This window comes from Actinoplanes sp. GCM10030250, assembly GCF_042666575.1.
Lineage (GTDB): Bacteria > Actinomycetota > Actinomycetes > Mycobacteriales > Micromonosporaceae > Actinoplanes.
Genome location: NZ_JBHTDO010000001.1, coordinates 228,049 through 254,138, shown reverse-complemented (window position 1 = coordinate 254,138; position 26,090 = coordinate 228,049). Strand labels below are relative to the sequence as shown.

Below are 26,090 nucleotides of genomic sequence, written 5' to 3'. Positions count from 1 at the left end.
CTCTTGAAGGTTACCGGCCGGTAATGCTTAGGTGATGCGATGACGCATTACGACATCGTGATCGTGGGCAGCGGCTTCGGTGGCAGCGTCAGCGCCCTGCGGCTGGCGGAGAAGGGCTACCGGGTCGGCGTGCTCGAGGCCGGCCGCCGATTCACCCCCGAGACCCTGCCCAAGACCTCGTGGGACCTGCGCAACTTCCTCTGGGCGCCGAAGCTGGGCATGCGCGGCATCCAGCGGATCACCCTGCTCAAGGACATCATGGTGCTCTCCGCGGCCGGGGTCGGTGGCGGCTCGCTCGTCTACGCGAACACGCTCTACGTTCCGCCGGCACCGTTCTTCGCCGACCCGCACTGGTCGCAGATCACGGACTGGTCGTCGGAGCTGACACCCTTCTACGACCAGGCGTCGCGGATGCTCGGCGTCACCGAGCAACCGTCGATGACACCGCCGGACGTCATCTTCAAGCAGGTCGCGGAGGACATGGGCGTCGGGCACACGTTCCGGCGTACGCCAGTGGGTGTCTTCTTCGGCGAGCCCGGCAAGACCGTGCCCGACCCGTACTTCGGCGGCGCGGGACCCGACCGGACCGGCTGCGTCGAGTGCGGCAACTGCATGATCGGCTGCAAGGTCGGCGCGAAGAACCGGCTCGACGTGAACTACCTCTACCTGGCCGAGCGGGCCGGTGCGGTGGTGCACCCGGACACCGAGGTCACGTCACTGCACCCGGCCGGCGGCGGCTGGCGGATCAGCACCGGCAACGGCCTGTTCACCGCGGACCAGGTCATCCTGTCGGCCGGAGCGCTCGGCACACAGCGGCTGCTGCACGCCATGCGGGACACCGGCGTGCTGCCCCACCTCTCCGACCGGATCGGGCGGCTCACCCGGACGAACTCCGAGGCCCTGGTTGGCGCGGCGACCAAGGAGGTGCCGGAGCAGCCGTTCTCGACCGGCATCGCGATCACGTCGTCGTTCCATCCCGATCCGCACACCCACATCGAACCCGTCCGCTACGGTCCCGGCAGCAACTCGATGGGGCTGCTGACCACGCTGCTCGTCGACGGCGGCGGGCGGATACCCCGGCCGTTGCGGTTCCTCGCCCAGGCGCTGCGCCACCCCGTGGTGCTGGCGCAGTCGCTCTCGGTGCGCCGATGGAGCGAGCGGACCATCATCGCGCTGGTCATGCAGACCGTGGATAACTCTCTGACGGTCCGGCGGACCCGGCGGGGACGGCTCACCACCTCACCCGGCCACGGTACGGCGAACCCCACCTGGATCCCGGTCGGCCACGAGGCGGTCCGCCGGATCGCCGACAAGATCGGCGGTTATCCGGGCGGGACGGTCGGCGACGTGTTCGACATCCCGATGACCGCACACATCCTCGGCGGAGCGACGATCGGCGCGACAGCCGCTGAGGGGGTGGTGGACGGTTACCACCGGGTCTTCGGATACCCCGGGCTGCACGTGGTCGACGGCTCGGCGGTCCCGGCGAACCTCGGGGTCAACCCGTCGCTGACGATCACCGCGATGGCGGAGCGGGCCATGGCGCTCTGGCCGAACAGGGGCGACGAGGACCGGCGGCCGGCGCTCGGCGAGAACTATCAGCGGGTCGAGCCGATCGCGCCACGCTCCCCCGCGGTACCGGCACACGCCCCGGCGGCCCTGCGCCTCCGATGATCCACTCGCTGCCGGTCGTGCCGGCCGCGGTGCCCTGCGAGACGGTTGTCCGCCGCCCGCATCCCCGGCTGCGCGAGCATGTCCTGTCCTACAGCGGTTTCCGCACCACCGCGCCGATCGCCCACCGGATGCTGCCGTGCAACCTCCCCGTGCTGATCATCGACATCACCGGGGCGGGCCGGGTGGTGACCGGCGCCTCCGGCACCGCGGCGATCGAGCGGGACACCCTCTGGGGGCACGGCGTCACGATCGGACTCACCCCGGCGGGCGTACCCGCACTGCTCGGCCTACCGATGCGGGAACTCACCTCGGCACCGGTCCCCCTCGGCCCGGACAGCACCCGGCTGGCCGAACGCCTCGCCGCGATCCCGCACTGGGCGGGCCGGTTCAGCCTCCTGGAGGACTGGCTGACCACCCGCCTGAACCCGGACGTCACCGAGGATCCGCTGCTCATGGCGGCGTGGTGGCGGTTGCAGCGCCGGAACGCACCGACCGTGGCGGCGGTCGCGGCGTCGCTGGGCGTGGGCCGGCGCCGGCTGGAGACCGGCTTCCAGCGCCGGATCGGCCTGCCGCCGGGCACTGTCGCCCGCATCGCCCGCTTTCAGCGAGCCGTGAGCATGGTCGCGGTGGGTGCGGCGCTTCCGCTGGTCGCAACAGAGTCGGGGTACGCAGATCAGCCGCACTTCACCCGGGACATGCGATCCATGGCCGGCGTTACCCCGACGGAGCTCCGCCGAACCATCACCGCGGCCCTCCCGTCCCCCGGTGGGCTCTCTGGCGCGGGTGCGCAAACGTTCAAGACTCGGCGGGAGGAGCGGCTCTAGCGTCGCCTCATGACGCTCACGCTCACCGGAAAGACGGCCCTCGTGACCGGCGGCTCCCGGGGCATCGGCCGCGCCATCGTCCAGCGGCTGGCCGCCGACGGCGCCCGGGTGGTCTTCACCTACCGCTGCAGCAAGGCGGCCGCCGAAGAGCTGGCCGCCTCTCTCCCCGACGCCGTGGCAGTCCGCTGCGATCAGGCCGACCTGGAAACCCTCCCGGCCATCTTCGATCCGGTCCGTGGCGGCCTCGACATTCTCGTCAACAACGCCGCGATCACCACCTCGTCCCCTATCGCCGATCTCTCCGCCGCCGACTTCGACCGGATGATGACGATCAACGCGAAGTTCCCCCTGCTGGCCGTGCGCGAGGCGATCCCCCTGCTCCGCGACGGCGGCCGGATCGTCAACCTCTCCTCGCTGAACACCGTCGTACCCGCACCCGGGCTCGCCCTCTACTGTGCGAGCAAGGCCGCCCTCGAACAGTTCACGAAGGTGGCCGCCCGCGAACTGGGCTCCCGTGGCATAACCGTGAACACGGTCTCCCCGGGTGCCACCGACACGGACATGCTCCGCGGCTCCAACCCGCCCGAGGCCCTCGAACAGAGCGCCGCTTTCACCGCTCTCCAGCGCCTCGGACAGCCTGCCGATGTCGCCGCGGTGGTCGCTTTCCTGGCCGGCCCCGACTCCGCCTGGCTGACCGGCCAGAACCTTCGTGCCACCGGAGGTCTCCTGCTCTGATCCCCCGCGATCTTGGACACTTGAGCCGGTCCTGGGCGGCTTGGATGTCCACGATCGCGGAAAGGCTGAAGCTAGAGGACGAACGCGTCGGTCCAGAGCTGGCGGGAGCGGCCCGACAGCGCCTCCATCAACCCGACAGCCTGACTGTCCGTCAGACCCGCCACGAAGTCGATCACCGCGCGCCCTCGCGCCTTGGTGATCCGGCCGGGGGTGCCGGCGGGCAGCTCGGCCTCGGCGAGCTCCACCAGGTCGCGCAGACGACGGGGCAGGCGCAGGGCCTCGTCGGGGTCCGTGAGCCACGCCAGCAGCGCCTCCACCAGAGACGCCAGCAGCCGCGCCTGACCACGCTGGTGGAGGGCGAGATCCGGCCGCTCCAGAACGAAGCGGTTCTGGACGAACTTGAGGATCTGCACCTCGTGCCACTGAGTGCGGGACAGCTGGGCGTGACCGCTGCGGATCGCCGGCTGGCCGATCATCTCGATCGACTCGACCAGGCGCCTGGTCCAGTTCGCGGAGAACGCGGCGACCCGGGCCTCGGCCTCCAGCGAACCGTCGAACGGGCGGGCCAGCAACCCGTCCACCAGTTCGGCCCGGACCAGTTCGACGGCGTCCGCGAACGCCTCGTCGTCGGCGATCCAGTCCTCCTTGCGCCGCAACTGCCGGCGCAGCGACTCGATGGCGCCGCCGGCCCGGCTCAGGTCGGTGTCGGAGCGCCAGCGCTGCCAGGCCATCAGCTCGGAGGCGACACCGCCCTGCTGGAGTACGCCGACCCGGTGCACGTCCTCGAGGTCGTGGATGGCGTAGGCGATGTCGTCCGCCGCGTCCATCACCGAGGCCTCGACGGTCTGCTGCCAGTCCGCGACCCGCCCGGCGAACGGCGCGCGGGCCGCGCGCATGTCGCCCACCTCGGTGGAGTAGGCGCCGAACTTGAGCGAACCGCCGTCCGGATCGTCGGGCACAGCGGCGGCGCCCCGGGGTGCCGGGTCCATGAACCGCGGGTGCGGGTCGGGATGGTTGCGCCGGGTCCACGGATATTTGAGGATCGCCGCCCGGGTGGCGTTGGTCAGGTTGAGCCCTATCGTCGCCTGACCGCGGATCTCCGTGCTGGTCACGATCCGGTAGGACTGGGCATTGCCCTCGAACCCGTCCCGCAGGCCGAGCCGGTCGCGGGCCAGCCGGTCCAGCACCCGCTCACCGAGGTGCCCGAACGGCGGGTGCCCGAGGTCGTGGGCGAGTGCCGCCGCCTCCACCACGTCCGGGTCGCAGCCGCCCAGCTTCTCCGCCAGGTCGGGCTGGGCACGCTCGAGCCGCTCGGCGATGGCCCGGCCCACCTGGGCGACCTTGAGGCTGTGGGTGAGCCGGTTGTGCACCAGCAGGCCGGCGCCACCCGGGCTGATCACCTGGGTGACGCCGGCCAGCCTGGCCAGGAACGGTGAGCTGACGATCCGGTCGCGGTCGACCCGGAAGGGGCTGGCCGCGAGGTCGCCGGGCGCGACCAGGCTGTCGCCGAAGAGGCGCTGGGCACGGGGATCGTCCATGCCCGGCAGGTTACCGGGACTGCAGAGCGTCCAGAGCGACGGCCATCGCCACGACCAGGCGCCGGTCCAGGTTCGGGTCGTGGATCGTCACGTGGAAGGAGTCCCGCAGGCCCCACTTGCGGACCACCGAGAACGCCGGACGGCCGGCGACGGTGAAGTCGAAGTGGTACGGCAGCCAGGACAGGGAGTCCACGAACCGGCGCAGCACGGCAACCCAGACGTTGCGCTCCTGACCGGTCATCTCGCCGTATCCGGGCTGCTCCAGCACCCAGGTGGAGCGCAGCAGCGAGGCGGCGAACTGCTTGCGGAACAGGCCGATCTGGTGTCCCGAGGCGTCTGTCACGTCATAGGTCGCGCCGAGGTCGATCACCTGCCGGGCCTTGAAGCCGAGCAGTGGCGTCTGCTTGGTGTCGTCGGTGTAGAGGGTCACCTGTTCCTTGAACGCCATCCGCTTCTGCTGGGCGAAGGCCAGGATGCCGGCCTCCTCGCCGTTCGGACCGGAGGCGTGGACCTCGTACTGGTTGACCATGAGACGGATGCGCTGGCGCACGATGAGATGGTGCTGCGCCTGAAGGGTGTCGAGCGTCACTGCGGAAGTCTGTCATACCCGTCACTTACTGAGGGGAGGCTGAGGGGCGCGCTGGCAACGGAGGGCTTTCGCCGGTCAGACTGGACGGCATGGCGAAGCGAGCACGTACCCGTACAGTGATGGCTCTGGCGCTTGGCGCCGCGGCGGTCTGGGCCGTTCGCGACCTGCCCGCGCAGCTCGGCGCGAAGGCGCGCGGCGCCCGCAAGGCCCGGATCGAGGCCTCGCCTCAGTTCGCCGAGGGCAAGTTCCGCAACTCCGTCCCGTCCACCCAGCTCGCGGTGGCCTCCATGCCCCGGATGGCCGTCGCCGCCGCGACCGGCCGCGAGGCCCGCCGCCCGCACCTGCCGGTCCCGGTGGTCACACCGGTGCCCGGCGCCGACCCGCAGGGCCTGCACGTCACCTGGTACGGGCACTCCTCCGCCCTGATCGAGATCGAGGGCCGCCGGGTGCTGCTCGACCCGGTCTGGAGCGACCGCTGCTCGCCGTCACGGCTCAGCGGCCCGCGCCGGCTGCACGAGCCGCCGATGCCGCTGCGTGAGCTGCCGCCCATCGACGCCGTGGTGATCTCCCACGACCACTACGACCACCTGGACATGGTCACCGTTCAGAACCTGGTGGATCTTCAGGCCGCCCCGTTCCTGGTCCCGCTGGGGGTGGGTGCCCACCTGGAGCGCTGGGGCGTCCCGGCGACCCGCATCATCGAACTCGACTGGAACGAGAAGGCCGAGGTCGCCGGCATCACGTTCGTGGCGACCCCGGCCCGGCACTTCTCCGGCCGTGGCTTCAACCGGGACGAGACCCTCTGGGCCAGTTGGGTGATCAACGGACCGACCCGGAAGGCGTTCTACTCGGGCGACACCGGTTACTTCCCCGGCTTCGCCGAGATCGGCGAGGAGTTCGGGCCGTTCGACGTCACCCTGGTGCAGATCGGGGCGTACGGGGACGCGTGGCCGGACATCCACATGTTCCCGGAGGACGGGGTGGCCGTGCACGCCGACGTCCGCGGCGGCCTGATGATCCCGGTGCACTGGGCGACGTTCAACCTGGCTCTGCACGACTGGGCGGAGCCGGCCGACCGCACCTGGAGCGAGGCGAAGGCCCGCGGCGTCAAGCTGGCCATCCCGCGGCCCGGCGAGCGGGTGGACGTCGACAACCCGCCCGCCGTGGACGGCTGGTGGCAGCAGATCGCCTGATCTAGGCGGGTTCTGAGTCGGCGGGCACGCAGATCTGGACGGCGCCCGGCACGACCTCGGCCGAGAACTTCTTGGTCTTCGTCCGGGCGCCGCCGTCCAGCTCGTACTCGAGCTTCGACTCCAGCTTGACGTCGATCCGGCGCGCCCGGGTGGTCCGGACGAACGGCGAGCTGTCGGACCGGCCCACCGCCATCGTGCCGAGCGCGCGGGCCCACTGGAGGGCACCCTGCGCGGTGGCCACGCCGACGTCCAGCCAGCCATCGTCGGGCGCGGCGTCGTCGAAGGCGTGGATGCCACCGGTGATCCGGCCGACGTTGCCGATCAGGACGCAGCTCGCCTCGTCGTCGAACCACGGCTGCCCGTCAATCTTGATCTTGGCGCGCGGTGTCTCGCCGTTGACGTGCCGGATGCCGGTCCAGACGTACGCGAGCTTGCCCAGCCGGTCCTTCAGGTCACCGTCGGCGTCTTTGATCATCGCCCCGTCGAAGCCGATGCCGGCCATCACCGCGAAGTGCTCGCCGGCGAGCCTGCCCAGGTCGAAGCGGCGGCGCTCGCCGGAGAAGGCGATCTCGACGGCCCGCTCCATGTCGGCGGGGATGCCGAGGTTGGTGGCGAACAGGTTCCCGGTACCGGCGGGCATGATGGCCACCGGGATCTTGCTGCCGCCCTTCTCGCGGGCGAGCACGTCGAGGGAGCGCTGGACCATGCCGTCACCGCCCCACACGACCAGCAGGTCGACGCCGGCCTTCACGGCCTTACGGACCTGAGCGGGGGCTTTACGGCTCTTCGGGACCTCGTACCAGAGCAGCTTCTCGACCTCGTGGCCGGTGATCCGGCGCCGGAGTTCGTCGAGGCCGCCACCGAGGTTCTTCCGCTGGTGGGCAACGACGGCGATCGTGCGGGGGGTACGCATGTCGCCGCCGTTACCCCGTCCCGGAAATTTCCAATCAATGAACTTTTTTCAACGTGGCGAGGCCTGCGGCTCCCGGCGGTGATCAACGGCCCGGCACCATCGGGCTCGATGCCCGGTTGAAAAAGTTTCAGTCGGCCGATCAGCGGAAGCCGAACCGGCTGCGCTTCTTGCGGCCGAACATGCTCTGTGCGGTGTCGGCGCCCTGGCGCAGCAGGCGGGTGGCCCGGTTCGCCCCGCGCTTGCGCTCGATGCGGTCGCTGAGCTTGCGGGCACCGGCGGCGCCGAGCGGGACGAGGACGGCGGTCAGAATCATCTTGCGTGCAAGGTTCCAGATCATGACTACCTGAATACCCACTTTTGGCGATCAGCTCACCGTGTCGCGCATCCGTTGTTCGGAGGCGGCGCTGCGGATCACCATGAGGCGCAGCTCCAGCTCGTCGGAGACGATCGACGCCAGGTGCTCGAGGGCCTTCAGCTGGCGGGGGTTGGCGTCGCGGGGGCGGTTGTCGATGACGTTCACCGTGCCGAGGCGGTATCCGTCGTGGGTGCGGATCGGTGCGGCGGCGTAGAAGCGCAGGCCGAGGTCACCGCGGACCAGGGGGTGTTCGAGCGTGCGGGGGTCGACGGCGGCGTTGTTGATCACGTAGACGTCGTCCTGGGCGATCACCGAGGCACACAGGCCGGGCTCCTTGCCGACCTCCCGTACGCCGGAGAGTCCCTGACACGCCGCCAGCCAGACCCGGTCCTGCTCGACCAGGGACACGGTCGCGATCGGGGTGTCGAAGATGGCTCCGGCCACGAAGGCGATCCTGTCGTACGCGTCCTCGACTGGTTGATCCACCAGCCGGTAGCGGCGCACCGCCGCCAGCCGGGCCTGCTCCTGCGGGCCGACGTTGTCCAGATATTCGTAGGCGCTCGACGACGATGTCATGGATGCGAGCCTATGGGCTCACCGTCCACTTGCAACCCGTTCAAGCAGGCCGAAGCGCGGCCGGCGGGTCCGGAGCGGGCGGAAATCGCACAACCTGTCAGTCTTCGGCCGCCAGGGCACGCACCCGGACCTGGGTGATGGCGCGGCCGGTCACCTCGACCACCTCGGCGGTGAACTCGGGCAGCGTCACCGACTCCCCCGGCGCGGTCGGGATGTGGCCGAGCGCGGCGAGCACCATGCCGGCGATCGTCGTGTAGTCGCCGTCCTCCGGCGGATGACCGTGAAAGCCCACGTCGGGCAGGTCGTGGATGGGGAACGAGCCGGGCATCAGCAGGGCACCGTCCGCCTCGCGTACGGTCGCCGCGACGTCCCGGTCGGTCTCGTCGTAGATCTCACCGACGATCTCCTCGACCAGGTCCTCCATCGTGACGATGCCGTCGATGGCGCCGCGCTCGTCGACGACCAGGGCGAGCGGCTGGCGCTCGGTGCGCAGCTGCTTGAGCGCGTCCGACACCCGCAGCGTCTCCGGCAGGAACAGGCCCGGCCGGGCCACCTCGTCCACCGGCCCGGCGGCGCACACCAGGTCACGCAGGTGCACCACCCCGATCACGTCGTCGAGGCCGGCCGGCCCGACCACCGGGGCCCGTGAGTGCCCGCTCTCGATCAGCGTGTGCAGCGCCTGCGGTGCCGGTGTGCCGGTCAGCAGGCTGAGCACGTCGCGGCGGGGCACCAGGATCTCCCGCAGGATCCGGTCGGCGATCTCGAACGCGCCGGAGATGATCTCGCGCTGCTCGGCGGAGAAGTCCTGCTGTGCGGCCACCATGTCGCGGATCTCCTCGGTGGTGACCTCTTCGCGCTGGGCGGTGGGGTCGACGCCGGCGAGGCGTACGACGCCGTCGGTGACCTTGCCGAGCAGCCACACCGCCGGCCGCGACAGGGTGGAGAGCAGGTCCAGCGGGCGCGCCATGATCAGCGCCCACGCCTCGGCACGCTGCATCGCGATCCGTTTCGGTGCCAGCTCACCGAGGACCAGCGTGACGAACGTCAGCACCATCGTGAGCAGCACCGTGGAGACCGGCTGCGCCGCCTTGCCGAGGAAGCCGAGGTGCGCCTCCACCTGCTCGGAGAAGGACTTCGCGACCACCGCGGAGGCCAGGAAGCCGGCAAGTGTGATGCCGATCTGAATGGTGGCCAGGAACCGGTTCGAGTCTCGGGTCAGACCGGCCAGCACCCGGCCACCGCGGGACTCCCGCTCCAGGCGCTGCAGCTGGCTGTCCCGCAGCGAGATCACCGCCATCTCGCTGCCGGTGAAGACGGCATTGACCAGCGTCAGTACCAGCACAAGCAGGATCGGACCGACGATGCCATCCATTCGCACGCCCTCCGGACTAATCGATCATGCCGGACAACGGTAGCGATCAGGGAGAAGGTACGCGGGGCGCAGTGCCGATATCAGAACCGGGAGAAGGAGCGAACCGGCATCCGCGGGCCGAATTTCGGTGCGCCGATGCCGCCGAGGGCCAGCAGGTCGCACACCCGGCCGCGGTGTCCCTGGAACGGCGCGAGCAGCTCCAGCATCCGGTCGTCGGTTCCCCGCGCCTCGCCGGCCAGGGCCCACGCCACCGTGTTCGGGATGTGGAAGTCGCCGACGCTCACCGCGTCCGGGTCGCCGAACGCGTATCGCACGGTCTCGGCGGCGGTCCACGGGCCGATGCCGGGCAGCGCGGTCATCCTCGCTGTCGCCTCGGCCGCGTCCGCGCACCGTTCGAGGCGCTCGGCGACCAGGGCCGCCCGCAGCAGCGCCTGGGTGCGGCGCTGTTCGACGCCGAACGGATGGAAGGCCCAGTAGGGGGTGGCCGCGACGGCGGCCGGGTCGGGCGGGAGGACAAGATCCACCGGTCCGGGCGCCGGCTCACCGAAATGACGGCAGATCGCACGGTACGACCGGTGCGCTTCCTTGCCGGTGACCTTCTGCTCCAGGATCGCCCGCAGGAGACGGGGGAAGAGACTGCCGGTGGCCGGTAGGCGTACCCCGAAGAAGGTCTTGGCCAGACGCTCGACAAGCGGATTGCGCGCCGCCAAGCCGGCGAAATCGCTCAGATCGTCGCGGAGTCCGGCGATCGCGTCCGCGCGGTCGGTGATCCACCGGGCGCCCGGCCCATGACCGGTCGCGATCAGCTCACCGCCGGAGCGCGCCAGGTGCAGGGTGGCCGGCCCGTCCGGGGTCCGCGAGGCGAGCCAGAACTCACCGTCGCGCAGCAGGCCGCAGGGATCGTGCTTGGGTGCCAGCAGCGGCCGCACCGAGGCGGTGAACTGATACCGCTCCGGCGGAAGCAGCCGCCGCGGCACGGTGGTGGTCACCGGAGCAACTATGCCATCGACGGCCGGATAAACAAGCAGGCCGATGGCCCTGACCGTGCTCCGTGGTCAGGGCCATCGGGCGGTGAACGGACACCCGAGAATGGTCCGATCACCCGGTACGGAGCGGTCGCCCGGTGGTGGCCGGGCAGGCAGCCGCGTAACCGTCCGGCAGGGGGAAGGACGGCCGGCGATACCGAAGGGGGGTCCCGGACCGGGCTGGGAAGCCCGGTCCGGTCCGGTACCGACGATGCGGCAGTGCTCCGCGTCGTTGCTCTGTTCTTGCTGTTCCTACGCCTTGCTGTTCCTACGCCTTGCTGGTCTTGCTGCCCTGCTGGGTCGTTCTAGCGGACGCGGACTCGAATGGAGTCGAAGGCCGGCGTCTGGTTGGCGCGCTCCATCATCGGGATACGGTGCGAGCCGTCACCCGCCCACGAGGAGCACTGGAAGTTGCCGGCCTGCGGCAGGCCCGGCACCTGGATGGCGACGGTGTCCGCCTGAGCGCCACCGCGGCTGTCCTCGGTCGCGACGAAGAACGCCGGTACCGGCTCGGGAGCGGGTGCCTGGTTCTGGCTGTCCAGGATCCGGCAGGCGCTGTGGAAGTGACCACGCACCAGGCCGTTCTGCAGGACGCTGCTCTCCACGTAGTAACCGCCCTGGCCGGCCGCGAGGAAGCGGTCACGGATCAGGTTGCGGGTGCTGACCTGGATGGTGAACGGCTGGTTGACCCGCACGTTGCGCGGCGCGTTGGTGATCAGCAGCGTCGGGTTCTGGGCGGCGTTGCCGACCTCACCGAACTCGGTCGAGACGCACCGGTTACCGCGCTGGAAGCCGTCGTGCGCCTCCAGGTTGGAGGTGTCGCAGCTGTTGGTCAGGATGCCGAGGCCGGCACCGGGCGGCGGGGTGGTCTGGCCCGGGTCGGGCTGGTCGCCACCCTGGTCTCCGCCCTGGTCGCCACCGTTGTCACCACCCTGGTCGCCACCGTTGTCGCCCTGGTCGCCACCCTGGTCGCCACCGTTGTCGCCCTGGCCGCCGCCTTGGTCGCCACCCTGGTTGCCACCGTTGTCGCCGCCCTGGTCACCACCCTGGTTGCCACCGTTGTCGCCACCCTGCTCGCCACCGTTGTCGCCGCCCTGCTCGCCTTCGGCGGGAGCGGACTCACTCGGGTCGACAGCGGGCTCGGACGGGTCGGCAGCGGGCTGGGACGGGGCAGCGCCACCGTTGTTCCCGCCGTTGTTGCCGCCGTTGTTCCCGCCACCGTTGTTGTTGCCGCCGCCGTTGTTGCCGCCGTTGCCGCGGCCGGGGCGCCGCGCCTGGGTCGTCGCCTCGGAGCCGACGTTGTTGATCACCCAGTCGCGACAACGAGCCCGCACCTCGGCGGTGGTGGCGACGTCGCCGGCACCGTCGTCGGCGTGCTGGGTGACGCGACCGTTGTTCGTCGTCCAGGTACCCCGCCGGGTCTCCGTGGAGAGCCGGCTCTGGTTCGGCGCGGCCAGGTCGTCACAGGCGGCCAATGCCTTCTTGGTGGTGCGGTCGGTGCTGGCGTTCGAGACCTGGGTAACGGTCACGATGCCGCCGAAGGCCACCACGGTGGCCGCGACGGCGATGATGCGGCGCCGACCGCTGAACCACGTCGGGGAACTGGCGCGCCGGTACTTTGACCTTCGCATGGGTGACACCTTTCTTGGTCGCCTGGGCGAGTTTGTCCTACCGCGCGCGGAAGATGCGCATGGTCGTGGCGACCCCGACCACCAGGGCGGCGGCGAGGACGATGAGAATTACGGTGTTGCTAAGGCCAGGCACGCTGCCGCCCTCGGTCGCGGCAACGAGCATCTGGTTGTCTACGGGCACGGGGCCCTGGCCCGCGGCAGCCGCCGGAGCCGGCGCTGTGGGCAGCGCGGCGTAATCGACGATGCCGCTGCTCTCCAGCAGCGTCATGTGGGTCATGACGAACTGGTTGGTCTGCTGAGCCAGCTTGCGGACCGTGTCGTTGCGGGTGGTGGCACGGATCGTGCCGATCGCCGGGAAGATCTTGCCGTGCGCCGCACGGAGCCGGTCGATGAAGATCTGGTCGAACTGCGCCGGAGTCGGCGCGTTGCGCATCTCGCTGAGCCAGAACTGCTGGTCGCCGTTGGGCTGGTTCGGCAGGCTGATGCCGAGCCTCTTGGCGGCCGAGCGGGTCAGGCTGTCCAGCGAGACGTGCTGAGCGGCGATCGACTGGCCGACCTTGGCGACCGTCGTGTTCTCCGACTTCTCAACCGCCATGTTCCCGGCGGGAACCTCCCAGAGGCCGGCGAGCCGGACCTTGATGACGAAGTCCCGGTCAGCGGCCGTCAGCGTTCCGGTGCCCTTGTCGGTCAGACCGGTGTTGGGCGGTACGGGCACGGCGTCTTCGGCGCGTGCCACTCCGGCCGGCGTCAACAGGAACGCCAGGAACAGCGCCACAGTGGCGACCAGCCATCGGGGAATGTGCCGGGCCTTCATCTTGTCCAACCTCCAATGCCTTGCTCTGCCGCGGGGATGAGTCGCCGGGGTTCGGCTCAGTAGCTGTAGTCGCTGCCGGCGTCGTCGGCCTCGCCACCGGCGTCGCCGCCCTCGGCCTCCTCATCGGACGGCGGGGCGACCGGCTTCGAGATGGCCGGGAGACAGGTCAGGTTCTTGGTGCCGTCCGGGTTGATGACAAACCACTTGCCACCGACGTTCTGGCCCTTCCACTGACCGGGCTTCTTGTCGCCGATGTACTTGTAGAGCGGCCAGCCCTTGAGGGTCAGCTGCTTGGTGCCGTCCGCCCGGGTCACCGTGCCGACCAGTTCCGCCTTGACGCCCTTGATCTTCGGCTCACCGTCGTTGGTCAGCGCCGGCGGCCACAGCTCGGCGCACTGGCCGTTGCAGTTGCTCTTCGCCGGGTCGTCCTTGTCGTCGTCGAACCGGTAGAGCACGAAGCCGTCCTGGTCCTCGACGACCTTGCCCATCCGGGCGACCTTGGAGCCCGTCAGCGACGTGGTGGTGAGCTCGTCGCTGATCTCCGGGGTGTTCGCCTCGTCAGCGGGATCCGCCTCAGCGGTCGCCTCCGCGTCGGGCTCGGCGCCGGCGGTCGCTTCCGCGCCCGGCGTGGCTGCCACGTCGTTCGACGCCGGCTCAGCCGCATTGCCGTAGTCCGCCGCTTTGTATCCGGCCGGGGCACAGGCGGGCAGTGCGATCACCGCCGCCAGCGCTGCGCCGACGACCATCAACTTTCGCTTCTCCGGTACCACGGGGCCCTCCAGCTGATTCATGGCTCTGCTGTCTTTGCTCTCAGCCATTTCCGGCCAGTAGTACGGAGAGGGTCCGGAGTCGGTTGAACATTCGGGTCGATCAAATTGGAGAATTTTCTTTTGAACCATCCGCTCGGCCCGTACGTAAGAAGTGCCTCAGGCGCGCAAAAAGGCCCGGTCGCGTCGCGACCGGGCCCTTTTCGTGTTCGTACGGTTACGGAATGCGAACCAGGGTCTCCCCGGCGACGCCGTCCACGATCTCCTGAACCTGCACGTGCGCGATGTCCTTGCGCTCCGTCGAGGTGACACCCTGCAGCAGGAGCGGGTTCGGGTTGGCGGCGGTGCCCCAGCCCTTGTCCCCGATGGACCAGGTTGCCACCTGCTCCGACGTGCCGTCGGTACGGACGACGACCAGAGCGCACTTCTTCGGACCGGTCACGTTGGAGATGGCGAAGGAGATCTGGGTGCCCCAGTCCTTGCCCTCCAGCCCGACCGCCGCCGCCACGTTGGTACGCGGATCGGTGCCGTCGAACGTCTCACCCGGCAGCTTGGTGCCGCCGAGTCCGACGCCGTCGCTGTTGGGCAGCGGGTCGAGCCGGCTGCTGCTGCTCTGCGGGCTCTGCGCACCGTTCTGCGGCTGCGTCGCGTCCGGCCCGAGCCAGCGGCCGCCGGCGAAGAGCGCGCCGATCGACAGCATGGCGAAGACGACCACGGCGGCCGCCAGCGAGTAGAGCCGGCGGCTGTTGGCCCGGCTCCGCTCGACGCCGACCTCGCGAAGCATCGTGTTCAGGACGGCGCCGTCACGCTCCGACTGCTCGGCGGCGATCAGCGCTTCCGCGTCGACGGTCGAGAGGACATCCGCCACCTCGACGAACGACTCCAGCTCGTACGCACACTGGGCGCACTCGATGAGGTGGTCCTCGAACCTCGATGCGTCGTGGTCGTCGAGCACACCCAGTGCGTACGACGCGACGTCGAGGTGCTGTTCCTGTGTCATTCGGTCACCCCCCGCTGCTGAAGAGCGGTCCGCAGCGCGCGCAGGGCGTAGTAGACCCGCGACTTGGCCGTGCCGAGCGGCAGGTTGAGCGCCTCCGCGGCCTCGGGAACGGTGCGACCGCGGAAATACGTCTCGATGAGGATCTCCCGGTGCGAGTGGCTCAACTGGCGGAGTGCGTCCGACACCGTCATCGACTGGAGGACCTTGTCCGTCTCGTCGGACGTGGTCGGGAAGCTCTCCAGCTCCCGATCGTACGTCTCGGCGGGCCGGGCGTTGGCGCTCCGGTGCTCGTCGATGGCGATGCGGCGGGCGACGGTGACCAGCCACGGGCGCAGCGACTGCTGACCCTGTGCGCCGAGCCGGTGCGCGTTGCGCCAGGCCCGCAGCAGGGTCTCCTGCACGATGTCCTCCGCGCGCTGCCGGTCTCCGCCGGTCAGCCGCAGCACGAACATCAGCAGGGGTCCCGCGTGCTCCTCGTAGAGCAGCTTGACCAGTGTGTCCTCATGGCTCGGGGCGCTGCTGGAAGCGGCCTCGTGCCGCGGCGCCTGCCGCGGGATCACTGTTCCCTCGTCCCGGTGGTTCCCACCGTCGAGAGCCTGCCACCTGCCACCGGAGTGTTGCCGCGCCATTACACGCACCCTCTCCGGCGCGAGCCGATACTCGGCCACCGCATGCATCGATACCTCCGCCCGGACCTTTCCCCGTCGCCTGTAGTACGGCTGGGAAGGTCGGCCGGGATCAAAGCCGGCCCGAGATTTTCCGGGGTGGTCGGTCTCAACGGTCCTCCGCTGCGATCATGATCGTGAGGGCGTGGCGGCCGCCGATCACCCTCCGTATTGATCCACGCCGATTCCCACGCCTGGTAAGCCGGAATGATACTCAGTGAGAACCGACGCGAGACATGCCTCTGAGAATAATTTCCCCGGACGCGGGAGAGCGTGATCTCGTAGCGTGAACACGCGATTCCGCAGCGTTGTCCTAGCTGAGTATTGTGCGGTGAATAGTGGGGCCGCCGAACCGTTCGGGTGATGCTCGAATGCCGGTCGGACCCTTTCGGGCGTCACCCGTCCGGGAGCGCTCCCATTGTTGATCGCCCTGCTCGCGGCGGCTTAATGATCGTTTCGGTGGCACGCCGCCCGAGCCCGTCCGCCCACATTTCGGCACGGTTCCGCCCCTCGTCCCACCACGCGGGAGAGGGGATCAGGTCGTGGGCGCGGGTGCCAGCATGTGGGATCAGCGCGAGCGGGAGGTCGCCACGGCGAGCGCCCGGTGCAGCACTCGGGAGTCGCCGAGCATCCCCCGCAGGCGCCGCTCCAGCCCCGCGATCGGCACCAGATTCTGCGGCGCACGCGGATCCTTGTAGGACGAGGAGGCGAACCGGGGAACCGTCACCCCCGACAGCTCGGCCAGCTCGATCGCCTGCTCCGCGGTGAGGTCAGGAGAGCACTCGATCCGGACGATCCCGGACCACGGAGCGCCCGACGAGCCGGGCAATCGCAGGTACCACGACCAGCCGCCCCAGACCGTACCCAGGTGGAACACCGGGGTCCGCTGGCCCGGGCGCAACCGGGGCACGATCACCTCCTGGGCGGCCGGCAGGTAGTGCTTCTGCTGGGTCTTCACATAACCGATCGTGCGCGGCAACTGACGCCGGTTCCGCAGCGGCCCGTCGACGATCAGCAGGTCAGCGCCGTCCGAGCCGCCGTCCCGCGCCGCCGCCGAGATCTCGATCTCCAGCGCGGTGAGCGGGCCCTGCACCGCGGCCGGCAGCTTGCTCGCCTCACCGCCCCCGCTGATCCGGTGCACCTCGTAACGCACCGAGCCGGCCTGGACGTCGGTCGCCGTCGGGCTGGCCGTGAACAGGCCACGGGCGACCCGGGCACCGGCCAGCTCGGCCACACCGCGAGCCAGGTCGCAGCGGACCACCCCGGCGGCGTACGAGGCGGCCAGCCCGGCATACGTCGTTCCGTCCTCCTCGGCCGTCCAGAGGCCGGCGTCGTTGCGCCGCACCCCGTCGACCAGGAACACCACGTCGGGCTCCCGCACGGTCCGGGAGGCGTCGATCGGCGCCCACTCCGCCGCCGGCACCTCCACGTCCACGTCGACCTGGGCGCTGCTGGAGGACGCGGGCCCGTCCGAGGACGATCCCTCGAAGGACGATCCGTAGGACGGGTCCCACGCGTCGACGAACATCCTCGTCACAGGCCGGCCCTCTCGACGTACGCGGTACGAGCGTCCTTGTGCACCTCGAACCGGACCGGCACCCGCTCGGCGAGCGCCTGCACGTGGGTGACCAGGCCGACCATGCGATCCCCCCGGGCTGCCAGGTTCTCCAGCGTCGCGGCGACCACGTCGAGCGTCGCCGCGTCAAGCGTGCCGAAGCCCTCGTCCAGGACGATCGACTCCAGGCTGGCCGCGGTGGTGCTCATCCCGGCCAGCTGCTCGGAGAGGGCCAGCGCCAGCGCCAGCGACGCCTGGAACGTCTCACCGCCGGAGAGAGTGCGCACCCCGCGCCGCAGACCGGCGTCGTGATGGTCCAGGACGAAGAACTCGCCCTTCTCGTGGATCAACTCGTACTGGCCGCCGGTCAGCTCCCGCAGGATCCGGGAGGCACCGTCGACCAGCAGGTCGAGGGCCTCCTCCAGGAGCCAGCGCTCGAAGTTGTTGGCCCGCAGGTGCCCGGCGAGCGACTTCGCCACCCGGCTCTGCAGCAGCAGCGTGTCCCGCTGCTCGGCCGCGGCCAGCGCTTCCTGCCGTCGCTCGGCGAGCCGCTGCCACGCCGCCTCGGCTCGCTCGGCGGCGACCGCGGCGGCCCTGATCAGGCCGGACTCGGCGTCGGCCACCGACATGCCGCGCTCCGCCGCCCGTGAGGCCGAGACGCCCGCCGGGGAGAGGCCCGGCGCCGGGCCGCCGGGAGGGTCGAGCCCGGCCTCGACAAAAAGAGCAACGATCGAGGTGTACGCCTGGACTGTCGCCTCGTGCGCCGCGGACACCGCGGAATCCGCCTCCGCGCGGGCGGCCAGCCGGGTGCCGTGCTGACCGCGAGCCCACTCGACCATCGTGTGCCACGCACCGGCGAGGTCGTCCCGGTCGGCGGACGGCGGCTCGAACCGGGCCAGGCCGTCACGGACCGCGTCGAACTTCCGCCACGCCGTACGCTGCTGGTCCTCCGCGGAGCGGACTGCCGCCTGTGCCTTGCGCTGCGCGTCGCGGGCGGCGCGCACGGCGGCGGTCGCGCTCTCCAGCTTGCGCTGCCACTCGCCGAGATCCGCCAGCCGGGCCCGCACCGCCTCCACCGGCGGCAGCGCGGACACCGCGGCCCGCACCTCGGCGAGCCGGGAGAGATGATGCTCGTACTGCCCGCGCTTGCGCTCCAGGTCGCTCTCCAGGTTGCGGGCCACCGCGTCGCGCTCCCGCCAGCGGGCCGTGGCCGCCTCGGCCGACTCCTTGGCGACGTTGCCCGCCGCCTCGGCCAGCCGGACCGCCGACTCGCGCGGCACCTCCGGCACGACTGTCACCGGCTGCTCGCAGACCGGGCAGGCGTCACCGGCGACCAGGTGCCCGCGCAGGGCGGTGGCCCGGTCACGCTGCTGCGCGTCCCGGTAGTCCTGGCGGGCCTGCTCCAGCAGCTGCTGAGCGCCGGTGTGCTCGGACTGTGCCAGCTCGGCGGAGGCGAGCGCGTCCCGGTATTCGACCTCGGCGACCGAGACCTTGCCGGCGAACCACTCCTCCTGCTCGACCAGGCGGGACAGCTCGGTGTGCCGGTCCAGCATCACCCGCAGCGATCCCGCGTCGCCGGCCGCGGCCAGCTCGCCGCGGACCTTCTCCTCGGCCTCCTCGGACGCGTGCACCTCCTGCGCGGCCTGATCGGCCGCCGTGCGAGCCGCGGCGATCGCGCCGGTCGCCTCGTCCAGCCCGGCGGGGGTACGCACGGACGACAGCAATTCCAGTTCCGCGTCCACCGTGTCGCGCGCGCCGAGCGCGACGGTCTCCGCCTCCCGGGCGGTACGCAGGCCCGGCACCGCCTGCTCCACGGCCCGCGTCAGCTCCCGCATCCGCTCCAGCCGCTCGGCGGCCGCGGCGACCGCCTCCTCGGTGGCGTCGTCGAGCGCGCCGATCTGCTGCTCGATCACGCTGAGCTTGGCCTCCGCGGTCTTGCCCCGCTCGGCGGCCTTGACCTGCACCTCCTCGTAGACGTGCAGGCCGAGCAGGTTGACCAGGATCTGCTGCCGGGTGGCCGGCTTGGCGTGCAGGAAGTCCGCGAACTGACCCTGCGGCAGCACCACGCAGCTGGTGAACTGCTCGTACGGCAGGCCGACCGCGTCCAGCACGGCCCGGTCCATCTCGGCCGGGGTGCCGGCCAGCGCCTCACCCAGGTCGGCCAGGTCCATGCCGGTGTCGAGTTTCGTGACGTCGAACCCGGCCGGCATGAGCTGCAGCCCGGCACCGGAGGTCTTGACGTTGCCCCGGCCGTCGCGCCGGACCACCCGGGTGGCGACGTACCTGTCGCCCGCCGACTCGAAGCAGAGCCGCACCCGGGCCTCGGCCGCCGACGGGGCCAGCGCGTTGCCGATCCCGCGGGTGCCACCCCACCGGGGAACCGTGCCGTAGAGGGCGAAACAGATGGCGTCCAGCACTGTCGACTTGCCGGAACCGGTCGGGCCGACCAGGGCGAAGTAGTCGGCGTCGGTGAAGTCCACCGTGGTCGGCTCGCGGAACACCGTGAAACCCGCCATGTCGAGCCTGAGTGGCCTCATGAGTTGCTGCTCACCTCGTCGTACAGCTCGTCGAAGAGCTCGCGGACGCCGCCCTCGGCGTTACCGCGACTGTCCAGGTAGTCACCGAAGAGCTCGCGGGGTGAACGGCCGGCCCGCTGAGCCGAGCGCTCCCCCGTCTTGTCCGGCAGCATGTCCGGGTCGATGCGCACCTCCAGCGCGTTCGGCAGCATGTCCTGCACGTCCTCACGGAGGCCCGGCCGGGGCACCTCCCGGACCAGGACACGCAGCCAGGCATCCGGAAGGTTCACCGTGGCCAGCTGCTCGAGGGTGCCGCGGACGGTCCGCAGGGTGATCGCCGAGGTCACCGGCACGTCCCGGATCCGGGCGGCCTGGTCGGTGCCGACGTCGACGATCGCCACCGAGCAGACGTTCTCCTCCTCGCCGAAGTCGACGGCGAGCGGACTACCGCTGTACCGAGTGGGGCAGGGTGCGATCACCTGCTGGGAGCGGTGCAGGTGGCCGAGGGCGACGTAGTGCGCGTTCGGCGGGAAGACGGTGGCGGGAACCGCATAACCCATGATGGTGTGCGCCTCGCGCTCACCGCCGCCGGTGCTCGCCCCGACCATCGTCAGGTGGGCGGTGACCAGGTTGACCGCGCCCGGCTCGGCGAACGGCTCGCTGAGTTTGCCGACCAGCCGGGCCACCAGGTCGGCATATGTCTGGTTCGCCTCGGCGGCGGTCAGGTCATACATCTCGGCGGCCCGGATCGCATATCGCTGGGAGAGGAACGGCAGGCAGACCAGCCGCCAGCGCTCACCGCCCTCGGTCTCCCCCTCGATCAGCAAGTCGTTGAGGTTCTCCTTGAACGAGCCGCGCAGCTCGATGCCGGCCGCGTCAGCCCACGGGCGCAGCGCGTCCAGCGAGGCACCGTTGTCGTGGTTGCCGCCGATCGCCACCACCCGGGCACCGGTCTGCCGCAGCGCGGAGAGCGCCCGGGTGACCAGGCGCGTCGCCTCGGCGGTCGGTGCCGCGGTGTCGTAGAGGTCGCCGGCCACGATCACCAGGTCGGGGCGCTCGGCACGGGCGATCTCGACCACCTGGGCCAGGACCTTGATGTGTTCCTCGTGGCGGTTACGGCCCTTGAGGACCTTGCCGACGTGCCAGTCGGAGGTGTGCAGGATGCGCATCGCGAAACCTTAGATCAGCAAACTCGGATCAGAACGGGATGTCGTCGTCTGAGCCGCCGCCACTGCCCACCACGGCGAACGGGTCGGCTCCCTGGACTATCGAACGCAACGTTTCCGCGGGTGGCGGGCCGGACTCGGACTTTCGGGTGGCCCAGGCGGGGAACGGGAACTCGACGCAGAGCGGCACCGGGATGTCGGGCTGGTTGACGAACATCGTGCCCGGACGGGCCAGCAGCGCGCGCTGCCGCATGGCGGGTGGCAAGAACCCGTACTCCGGGCGGGAGGCCTCGGCCGGATCGAGCCGGCCGACCACCCGGACCGCCGAGTTGGTGACGATCCGGCGCTCCACCTCGCTCGCCGTCTGCTGGGCGCCGATCAGGATCACGCCCAGCGAACGGCCGCGCTCCGCGATGTCGAGCAGCACCTCCTTGATCGGGGAGGAGCCCTCCCTGGGTGCGTACTTGTTCAGCTCGTCGAGAACGACGAAGAGCAGCGGGCGGCCGGTGCCGGACTTCTCCTTCTCCTCGAACTCGCTCTTGAGCGTCACGCCGACCACGAACCGCTGAGCCCGGTCCGGCAGGTTGTGCAGGTCGACCACTGTCACCTGAGCGCTGTTCGCCGTTTTGATCTGGTGCGGGCGCCGCTGCGCCAGATCGCCCCGGATCAGCCGGGACAGGTCACGCTTGCTGGCGATCATCCGCCGCGCGAACGCGTTGACGGTGCCCATGTTCACAGCGCTGCCGGCCCAGGTGGACCGGGTCTCGTCGTCGGTCAGCTGCTCGACAACATGGTCAACAAGATCCTGGTACGACCCGATCCGGCGGCCGTCGATGCTGATACCGCCCTCGGCCGGCACGGCGTGCCGGTTGAGGTGGGCGGTGACCGAGTGGACCACCATCGTGTACTGCTGACGCTCGTCGTCGGCGTCGGCGAACACGTAGGGCAGGAGCTTGAGCTCGCAGAACTCGGCGAGGGTCCAGTAGAACGAGTCGACCCCGGTGAGCCGGCTGCTCACGTCCGGCGCGCCGGAGGAGTCGCCGGGGCGGGGCGGCGCGTAGACCCGGACATCCGGGAACGGCGCGGCGGGCAGTCCGAGATGCGCATACGCCGCGCGGGTGTTGTCGTCGAGTTTCGTGTTGGGGTGGTCGAGGAAGAGCAGGTCCTCGCCCTTCACGTTGAAGATCAGCGCGCGGGCGTTGGGGCCGTCGGCGCCCAGCTGCCCGGACCGGAACACCGAATAGAGCAGGAACGTCGCGAAGCTCGTCTTGGTGGCCACACCGGAGATGCCGGAGATGGAGACGTGCGCACCCCGCGTGCCGTCCAGGAAGTCGGCGTTGAGGAAGACCGGGACCCCGTCACGCCCGGTGCCCATCGGCACCCGGCGCTCCATCCGGTCGAAGTGCAGCGCCGCGTCGCGGGCCTCGCCGGTGGCCCGGTGCACGACAGCGCCCGGTGCGGGCGGCACATAGAGCTCCGGGTCGACCCGGGTGGTGGTGATCTCGGCCGCCTCCTGGACCATCGCCGGCAGCGTGCCGTCGGCGATGGCGAAGACATCCGAGTCGAACTGGGCGCCCTCGTGCCGTGCGCGCACCTGGGTCACCACCCCGGCGATGGTCACCGGCTCGCGATCCGGCAAGTCACGCTTGGTCACCACGACGTCGTCGAGTTGCAGGTAGTTGCCCGGGGTCACGGCCGTCCAGAACTGCAAAGGTGTGGCGTCCGCAGTGCCTAGCACCCGGCCGACGGGTTCAACCGGGGTTTCATTCTGTTTTCCGCCGCGGGGAAGCCCAGTTTCGTCAGACACGCCGATCATGTTGCACCAGGGGTACGACAGAAGACCCACGGCAAGGGCACTCTGTCGAGTTGTCCACAACTTATGGGGCTCATCCACAGAGTTATGCACAAGATCTTGATCACATCGAGGAGGCGCGCCCACCATCACCCCTCACCCATCAGGTTGGCCTACCGGGTGATCAAGCCTGGCGGCGGATAGGGTCGAACCATGATTTGCCAGGCGTGCCGGGAGACACGTCACGAGGAGTGCCGGGGCGGCTCCTGGTGCGACTGCCAGCACCGCGAGCCCGAGCCGACGCCGCCGGTCACCGGTCCGCCCGGTTCATGACCGAGGCGTACCCCTGGCCCGCGCCTCTCGTTGATCTCTATCCCCGTGCCGCCGGCCCGGTCCTGCGCGCCAACTTCATCGCCAGCGCGGACGGCGCGGTCTCCGTCGACGGCCTCTCCGCCGGTTTGCAGGGGCCCGGCGACAAGGAGATCTTCGAGTCGCTGCGGATGGTCTGCGACGGGCTGATCGTCGCCGCCGGTACCGTACGCGCCGAGAACTACGACGCCCTCCGCCTGACCCCGCAGGCACGCGCCTGGCGGCTGGCCAACGGGCTGCCCGAGTACCCGCTCATGGTGATCGTCTCGGCGTCCCTCGACCTGGACCCGGGGCAACTGATCTTCTCGGACGCCCCGATCCGCCCGATCGTGATCACGCACGGCCGCGCGCCGGGCGGCCGGCTCAGCGCCGCGCCGCTCGGCCGGCTGGGAGACCTCGCCGAGGTGGTGGCGTTCGGTGACGAGCGGGTCGACCTCGCCGCGGCGATCCGCTTCCTGCACTCGCGTGGCGCCACCCAGCTGCTCTGCGAGGGCGGGCCCACGCTGCTCGGATCGCTGATCACCGACGACCTGGTCGACGAGCTCTGCCTGACCGTCGCCCCGCTTCTGGTGGGTGGTCAGGCCGGCCGCATCGCCCAGGGCCCGCCGGCCCCACCGCGCCGCATGTCACTGCGGCACGCGATCACCCACGACGACATGCTCTTCCTGAGATACACCCGCTCGCCCTGAGGCCTGCCCGAACATTGCGCGAGCTTGACGGCGGGGACACAGCCGTGCAACGGGTCCGAAATGCCGGTCCGGCAGGCTGAGCGGCAGGACGGCGCTCCCGGCCGTCCGCGACGGGAGGAGCCACATGTTGCTGCGGGTACGAGTCACCCTGCCGGACCGTCCTGGCGCGCTGGGACAGGTCGCCCGGACCCTCGGGGTGGCCGGCGCCGACATCGTCCAGGTCGTGGTGCTGGAGCGGCTCGGCGGCCGGGCCGTCGACGACTTCACCGTCGTCTGGCCGGGTGCGTCCCGCGTGGAACGCCTCCTCGCCGGGCTGGCCGCCATACCGGGAGTTCAGGTGGACGGTGTGTGGCAGGCGATCGGAGCACCCGTCAACGGTGGCCACGACGCCGAGCTGCTCGCCCAGGTCGCGGCGAACCCGGCCGACGGCCTGGCCACACTTGTCGACGCGATGCCCGGCCTGCTGGCCGCCGACTGGGCCGCCGCCGCGATGGTGCCGGCCGACTGGGCCGCACGCAGCGGTGGCGAGTCGCAGGTGGTCTACGCCAGCTGGCGTGCCCCGTCGCCGCTGCGGCTGCCCGAGGTGACCCCGTTGCGGGCCCGGCCGCTCGTCGAGCCCGGCGGCGCACGGTACGCGGTCGCCCCGTTCGGCCGGGCCGGCCTGGTGCTGCTCGTCGCCCGTACCGACGAGGACGACCTGCCCGCCGCCGCCTTCCACGTGACGGAGGTGGACCGGGTCGCCCAACTCGTCCGGGCCGCCGCCGTGATCCTCGGTGACCGCCTCGACCAGGTCGCCGAGCCCGCCGCCGCCGACCTGGTGTGATCCCGCACCCGCAGGCCGCGCACCCGACCCCGCACCCGCCGACCGCGCATCCACTGATCGCGCACCCGCCGACCGCGCCTGTGATGCAGCCGACCCTGTGTCCTGACCAACAAAGCCCAGGTCAGGCAATATTCGGTTAACACTGACGGGGCACTCTTGAGGCAGAGCAGAAAGGAGTGCCCCGCATGGCGTTGTGGCGGATCAGGGCAACGGTCGACGACCGTCCCGGCTATCTCTCCGTGCTGACCGCGAGCCTCGCTCTCCGGTCGGTGAACATTCTCGCCGTCCAGGTGCACACCACCGAGGAAGGCGCCGTCGACGACTTCCTCGTCGACGCACCGGACACGATGGTCGAGACCGATCTGATGGCAGCCGTGCTCAAGGGCCGCGGCCGGGACGCCTTCGTGGCCCGGGCCGAGGCGCAGGGCCTGGCCGACCAGCCGACCCGGGCGCTGGCGCTGGCCGGCCGCCTGGTGCACGAGCCCGACTCGCTGGGCGACGTCCTCGAGAGCCTGCTCGACGCGACCGAGGTGCGCTGGCGCCCGCAGGGCAGCACCGACCTGCCCGGCTTCCACGGCGGCCGGATGGTCCTCACCGACCCGGCCGGCGGGTCGTATGAGGTGCTCCGAGCCCTGCCCGCCTTCACCCCCGCGGAGTATGCGAGGGCGCAGGCCCTGGTCGAGGTCGCCGGCACGGTGCAGCGGCAGCACCGCGAGCAGGTCGGCATGCTGCTGCCCGACGGCACCGAGCTGGTGCTGCGCCCCGCCGCCCAGGACGACGCGGCCGCCGTGGCGGAGATGCACGGCGACTGCTCGGCCGCGACACTGCACCACCGCTACCTCGGCGGTCCCGTGCCGGACGAGTCCCGCCTGCGCCGCATGCTGGAGCCCACCGGCGGGGTGACCCTGCTCGCGACAGCTCCCGGCGGCCGGGTGGTGGCCGTGGCGAGCCTGACCGCCGAGGGCGACCTCGGTGAGGCCACCGTCCTGGTGGAGGACGGCTGGCAGCGGCGCGGCCTGGGTACGGCCCTGCTGCGCCGCCTGCACACCTGGGCCGAACGCTCGGGGCTGGCCGCCGTGACCGCACACACCGGTGCCGACAACGTGGCGATGCTGCGCACCCTGCGCCGCCTCGGCGCGGACCGCTTCGAACGCGACGGCGCCCTGATCAGCGTCACCATCCCGGCGGCAGGCCGGCCGGTCGGCGACGAAACTCCCGCCACCTCCGGGTAGGCGAGGCTCCCGCCACTTCCGGGCAGCGGGTGAGAGGGGTGACGGCGGGTACCGGTTCGGGCCCGCCGTCACCCAGGGCCCGCCGTCACCCAGGGCCCGCCGTCACCCAGGGCCCGCCGTCACCCAGGGCCCGCCGCCACCCAGGGCCCGCCGCCACCCAGGGTCCCCGCCGATTCAGCCTCGGAGCACGCCGTGCTCCACACAGGTAGCCGTCCACCCCGCCGGGACGACCTGCACCTTCATCCGGCGGCGGCAGTGCGCGCAGAACCGTGGCGGT

General features: G+C 70.8%; 23 protein-coding genes. 7 read left to right on the top strand and 16 right to left on the bottom strand.

Annotated elements, in window-relative coordinates; translation table 11 throughout:
• Positions 1-39: 39 nt before the first annotated feature.
• Genes ACFQV6_RS01200 through ACFQV6_RS01190 form a run of 3 tightly spaced genes read left to right on the top strand, consistent with a single transcriptional unit; the run spans position 40 to position 3,233 of the window.
• A complete protein-coding gene (locus tag ACFQV6_RS01200) occupies positions 40-1,674 on the top strand; it encodes a GMC oxidoreductase (protein WP_378025379.1) in 1,635 nt (544 codons plus the stop codon).
• The gene (locus tag ACFQV6_RS01195; protein WP_378025378.1) at positions 1,671-2,498 is read left to right on the top strand and encodes a helix-turn-helix domain-containing protein; all 828 of its coding nucleotides are present in this window, start codon (positions 1,671-1,673) and stop codon (positions 2,496-2,498) included. Before ACFQV6_RS01200 ends, ACFQV6_RS01195 begins: the two co-directional genes overlap by 4 nt.
• Before the next feature lie 9 nt (positions 2,499-2,507).
• Positions 2,508-3,233 (top strand): SDR family NAD(P)-dependent oxidoreductase, encoded by a 726-nt coding sequence (locus tag ACFQV6_RS01190; protein ID WP_378025377.1) that lies wholly within the window; start codon positions 2,508-2,510, stop codon positions 3,231-3,233.
• Positions 3,234-3,304: 71 nt separating this feature from the next.
• Here the strand turns inward: ACFQV6_RS01190 and ACFQV6_RS01185 are convergent, their stop codons facing one another.
• Together ACFQV6_RS01185 and ACFQV6_RS01180 are read right to left on the bottom strand one after the other, a co-directional pair.
• Complete coding sequence (locus ACFQV6_RS01185) at positions 3,305-4,771, bottom strand: deoxyguanosinetriphosphate triphosphohydrolase family protein (RefSeq protein WP_378025376.1); 1,467 nt, start codon at positions 4,769-4,771, stop codon at positions 3,305-3,307.
• 10 nt (positions 4,772-4,781) lie between these two features.
• Positions 4,782-5,300 carry a hypothetical protein gene (locus tag ACFQV6_RS01180; protein WP_378025762.1) on the bottom strand — a complete coding sequence of 173 codons (519 nt, stop codon included), beginning with the start codon at positions 5,298-5,300 and terminating at the stop codon, positions 4,782-4,784.
• Positions 5,301-5,449: 149 nt separating this feature from the next.
• On the opposite strand from ACFQV6_RS01180, the gene ACFQV6_RS01175 reads away from it, so the two are divergent.
• Complete coding sequence (locus ACFQV6_RS01175; protein ID WP_378025375.1) at positions 5,450-6,553, top strand: MBL fold metallo-hydrolase; 1,104 nt, start codon at positions 5,450-5,452, stop codon at positions 6,551-6,553.
• Position 6,554: 1 nt separating this feature from the next.
• Here the strand turns inward: ACFQV6_RS01175 and ACFQV6_RS01170 are convergent, their stop codons facing one another.
• The 14 genes from ACFQV6_RS01170 to ACFQV6_RS01105 all read right to left on the bottom strand — a co-directional run bounded on the left by ACFQV6_RS01170 (position 6,555) and on the right by ACFQV6_RS01105 (position 22,724).
• A complete protein-coding gene (locus tag ACFQV6_RS01170; protein WP_378025374.1) occupies positions 6,555-7,466 on the bottom strand; it encodes a diacylglycerol/lipid kinase family protein in 912 nt (303 codons plus the stop codon).
• Between the two features lie 139 nt (positions 7,467-7,605).
• Positions 7,606-7,803: a hypothetical protein gene (locus ACFQV6_RS01165; RefSeq protein WP_378025373.1), complete on the bottom strand. Its 198-nt coding sequence runs from the start codon at positions 7,801-7,803 to the stop codon at positions 7,606-7,608.
• A 27-nt stretch (positions 7,804-7,830) separates the two neighbouring features.
• The gene (locus ACFQV6_RS01160; protein ID WP_378025372.1) at positions 7,831-8,397 is read right to left on the bottom strand and encodes a GAF domain-containing protein; all 567 of its coding nucleotides are present in this window, start codon (positions 8,395-8,397) and stop codon (positions 7,831-7,833) included.
• A 97-nt stretch (positions 8,398-8,494) separates the two neighbouring features.
• Entirely contained in the window at positions 8,495-9,769 is a 1,275-nt protein-coding gene (locus ACFQV6_RS01155; protein ID WP_378025371.1) for a hemolysin family protein, read from the bottom strand.
• Positions 9,770-9,849: 80 nt separating this feature from the next.
• A complete protein-coding gene (locus ACFQV6_RS01150) occupies positions 9,850-10,758 on the bottom strand; it encodes a DNA-3-methyladenine glycosylase family protein (RefSeq protein WP_378025370.1) in 909 nt (302 codons plus the stop codon).
• 341 nt (positions 10,759-11,099) lie between these two features.
• Positions 11,100-12,425: a Pecanex-like protein 1 gene (locus tag ACFQV6_RS01145; protein ID WP_378025369.1), complete on the bottom strand. Its 1,326-nt coding sequence runs from the start codon at positions 12,423-12,425 to the stop codon at positions 11,100-11,102.
• Positions 12,426-12,462: 37 nt separating this feature from the next.
• Positions 12,463-13,239, bottom strand: a complete 777-nt coding sequence (locus tag ACFQV6_RS01140; RefSeq protein ID WP_378025368.1) for a DUF4142 domain-containing protein — start codon at positions 13,237-13,239, stop codon at positions 12,463-12,465.
• 56 nt (positions 13,240-13,295) lie between these two features.
• Entirely contained in the window at positions 13,296-14,030 is a 735-nt protein-coding gene (locus ACFQV6_RS01135) for a hypothetical protein (RefSeq protein ID WP_378025367.1), read from the bottom strand.
• Between the two features lie 193 nt (positions 14,031-14,223).
• Entirely contained in the window at positions 14,224-15,006 is a 783-nt protein-coding gene (locus ACFQV6_RS01130) for an anti-sigma factor family protein (protein ID WP_378025366.1), read from the bottom strand.
• Complete coding sequence (locus ACFQV6_RS01125) at positions 15,003-15,683, bottom strand: sigma-70 family RNA polymerase sigma factor (RefSeq protein ID WP_378025365.1); 681 nt, start codon at positions 15,681-15,683, stop codon at positions 15,003-15,005. The genes ACFQV6_RS01130 and ACFQV6_RS01125 overlap by 4 nt, the downstream gene beginning before the upstream one ends.
• Before the next feature lie 556 nt (positions 15,684-16,239).
• Positions 16,240-17,208: a hypothetical protein gene (locus tag ACFQV6_RS01120; protein ID WP_378025364.1), complete on the bottom strand. Its 969-nt coding sequence runs from the start codon at positions 17,206-17,208 to the stop codon at positions 16,240-16,242.
• Entirely contained in the window at positions 17,205-19,763 is a 2,559-nt protein-coding gene (locus ACFQV6_RS01115; protein ID WP_378025363.1) for an AAA family ATPase, read from the bottom strand. Before ACFQV6_RS01115 ends, ACFQV6_RS01120 begins: the two co-directional genes overlap by 4 nt.
• Positions 19,760-20,911, bottom strand: a complete 1,152-nt coding sequence (locus ACFQV6_RS01110; protein ID WP_378025362.1) for an exonuclease SbcCD subunit D — start codon at positions 20,909-20,911, stop codon at positions 19,760-19,762. The genes ACFQV6_RS01115 and ACFQV6_RS01110 overlap by 4 nt, the downstream gene beginning before the upstream one ends.
• Positions 20,912-20,939: 28 nt before the next feature.
• Positions 20,940-22,724 carry an ATP-binding protein gene (locus ACFQV6_RS01105; RefSeq protein WP_378025361.1) on the bottom strand — a complete coding sequence of 595 codons (1,785 nt, stop codon included), beginning with the start codon at positions 22,722-22,724 and terminating at the stop codon, positions 20,940-20,942.
• Positions 22,725-23,029: 305 nt separating this feature from the next.
• Between ACFQV6_RS01105 and ACFQV6_RS01100 the strand changes: the two genes are divergently transcribed.
• The 3 genes from ACFQV6_RS01100 to ACFQV6_RS01090 all read left to right on the top strand — a co-directional run bounded on the left by ACFQV6_RS01100 (position 23,030) and on the right by ACFQV6_RS01090 (position 25,813).
• Positions 23,030-23,758 carry a pyrimidine reductase family protein gene (locus tag ACFQV6_RS01100; protein ID WP_378025761.1) on the top strand — a complete coding sequence of 243 codons (729 nt, stop codon included), beginning with the start codon at positions 23,030-23,032 and terminating at the stop codon, positions 23,756-23,758.
• 124 nt (positions 23,759-23,882) lie between these two features.
• Positions 23,883-24,581, top strand: a complete 699-nt coding sequence (locus tag ACFQV6_RS01095) for an amino acid-binding protein (RefSeq protein ID WP_378025360.1) — start codon at positions 23,883-23,885, stop codon at positions 24,579-24,581.
• A 185-nt stretch (positions 24,582-24,766) separates the two neighbouring features.
• Entirely contained in the window at positions 24,767-25,813 is a 1,047-nt protein-coding gene (locus ACFQV6_RS01090) for a GNAT family N-acetyltransferase (RefSeq protein ID WP_378025359.1), read from the top strand.
• Positions 25,814-26,090: the final 277 nt, after the last annotated feature.

What these genes read in the sequence shown, in the direction of transcription:
- ACFQV6_RS01200 (WP_378025379.1), top strand. Translation starts at nt 40, where the DNA reads ATGACGCATTACGACATCGTGATCGTGGGCAGCGGCTTCGGTGGCAGC.
- ACFQV6_RS01195 (WP_378025378.1), top strand. Translation starts at nt 1,671, where the DNA reads ATGATCCACTCGCTGCCGGTCGTGCCGGCCGCGGTGCCCTGCGAGACG.
- ACFQV6_RS01190 (WP_378025377.1), top strand. Translation starts at nt 2,508, where the DNA reads ATGACGCTCACGCTCACCGGAAAGACGGCCCTCGTGACCGGCGGCTCC.
- ACFQV6_RS01185 (WP_378025376.1), bottom strand. Translation starts at nt 4,771, where the DNA reads ATGGACGATCCCCGTGCCCAGCGCCTCTTCGGCGACAGCCTGGTCGCG.
- ACFQV6_RS01180 (WP_378025762.1), bottom strand. Translation starts at nt 5,300, where the DNA reads ATGGTCAACCAGTACGAGGTCCACGCCTCCGGTCCGAACGGCGAGGAG.
- ACFQV6_RS01175 (WP_378025375.1), top strand. Translation starts at nt 5,450, where the DNA reads ATGGCGAAGCGAGCACGTACCCGTACAGTGATGGCTCTGGCGCTTGGC.
- ACFQV6_RS01170 (WP_378025374.1), bottom strand. Translation starts at nt 7,466, where the DNA reads ATGCGTACCCCCCGCACGATCGCCGTCGTTGCCCACCAGCGGAAGAAC.
- ACFQV6_RS01165 (WP_378025373.1), bottom strand. Translation starts at nt 7,803, where the DNA reads ATGATCTGGAACCTTGCACGCAAGATGATTCTGACCGCCGTCCTCGTC.
- ACFQV6_RS01160 (WP_378025372.1), bottom strand. Translation starts at nt 8,397, where the DNA reads ATGACATCGTCGTCGAGCGCCTACGAATATCTGGACAACGTCGGCCCG.
- ACFQV6_RS01155 (WP_378025371.1), bottom strand. Translation starts at nt 9,769, where the DNA reads ATGGATGGCATCGTCGGTCCGATCCTGCTTGTGCTGGTACTGACGCTG.
- ACFQV6_RS01145 (WP_378025369.1), bottom strand. Translation starts at nt 12,425, where the DNA reads ATGCGAAGGTCAAAGTACCGGCGCGCCAGTTCCCCGACGTGGTTCAGC.
- ACFQV6_RS01140 (WP_378025368.1), bottom strand. Translation starts at nt 13,239, where the DNA reads ATGAAGGCCCGGCACATTCCCCGATGGCTGGTCGCCACTGTGGCGCTG.
- ACFQV6_RS01135 (WP_378025367.1), bottom strand. Translation starts at nt 14,030, where the DNA reads ATGAATCAGCTGGAGGGCCCCGTGGTACCGGAGAAGCGAAAGTTGATG.
- ACFQV6_RS01130 (WP_378025366.1), bottom strand. Translation starts at nt 15,006, where the DNA reads ATGACACAGGAACAGCACCTCGACGTCGCGTCGTACGCACTGGGTGTG.
- ACFQV6_RS01125 (WP_378025365.1), bottom strand. Translation starts at nt 15,683, where the DNA reads ATGCATGCGGTGGCCGAGTATCGGCTCGCGCCGGAGAGGGTGCGTGTA.
- ACFQV6_RS01115 (WP_378025363.1), bottom strand. Translation starts at nt 19,763, where the DNA reads ATGAGGCCACTCAGGCTCGACATGGCGGGTTTCACGGTGTTCCGCGAG.
- ACFQV6_RS01110 (WP_378025362.1), bottom strand. Translation starts at nt 20,911, where the DNA reads ATGCGCATCCTGCACACCTCCGACTGGCACGTCGGCAAGGTCCTCAAG.
- ACFQV6_RS01105 (WP_378025361.1), bottom strand. Translation starts at nt 22,724, where the DNA reads ATGATCGGCGTGTCTGACGAAACTGGGCTTCCCCGCGGCGGAAAACAG.
- ACFQV6_RS01100 (WP_378025761.1), top strand. Translation starts at nt 23,030, where the DNA reads ATGACCGAGGCGTACCCCTGGCCCGCGCCTCTCGTTGATCTCTATCCC.
- ACFQV6_RS01095 (WP_378025360.1), top strand. Translation starts at nt 23,883, where the DNA reads ATGTTGCTGCGGGTACGAGTCACCCTGCCGGACCGTCCTGGCGCGCTG.
- ACFQV6_RS01090 (WP_378025359.1), top strand. Translation starts at nt 24,767, where the DNA reads ATGGCGTTGTGGCGGATCAGGGCAACGGTCGACGACCGTCCCGGCTAT.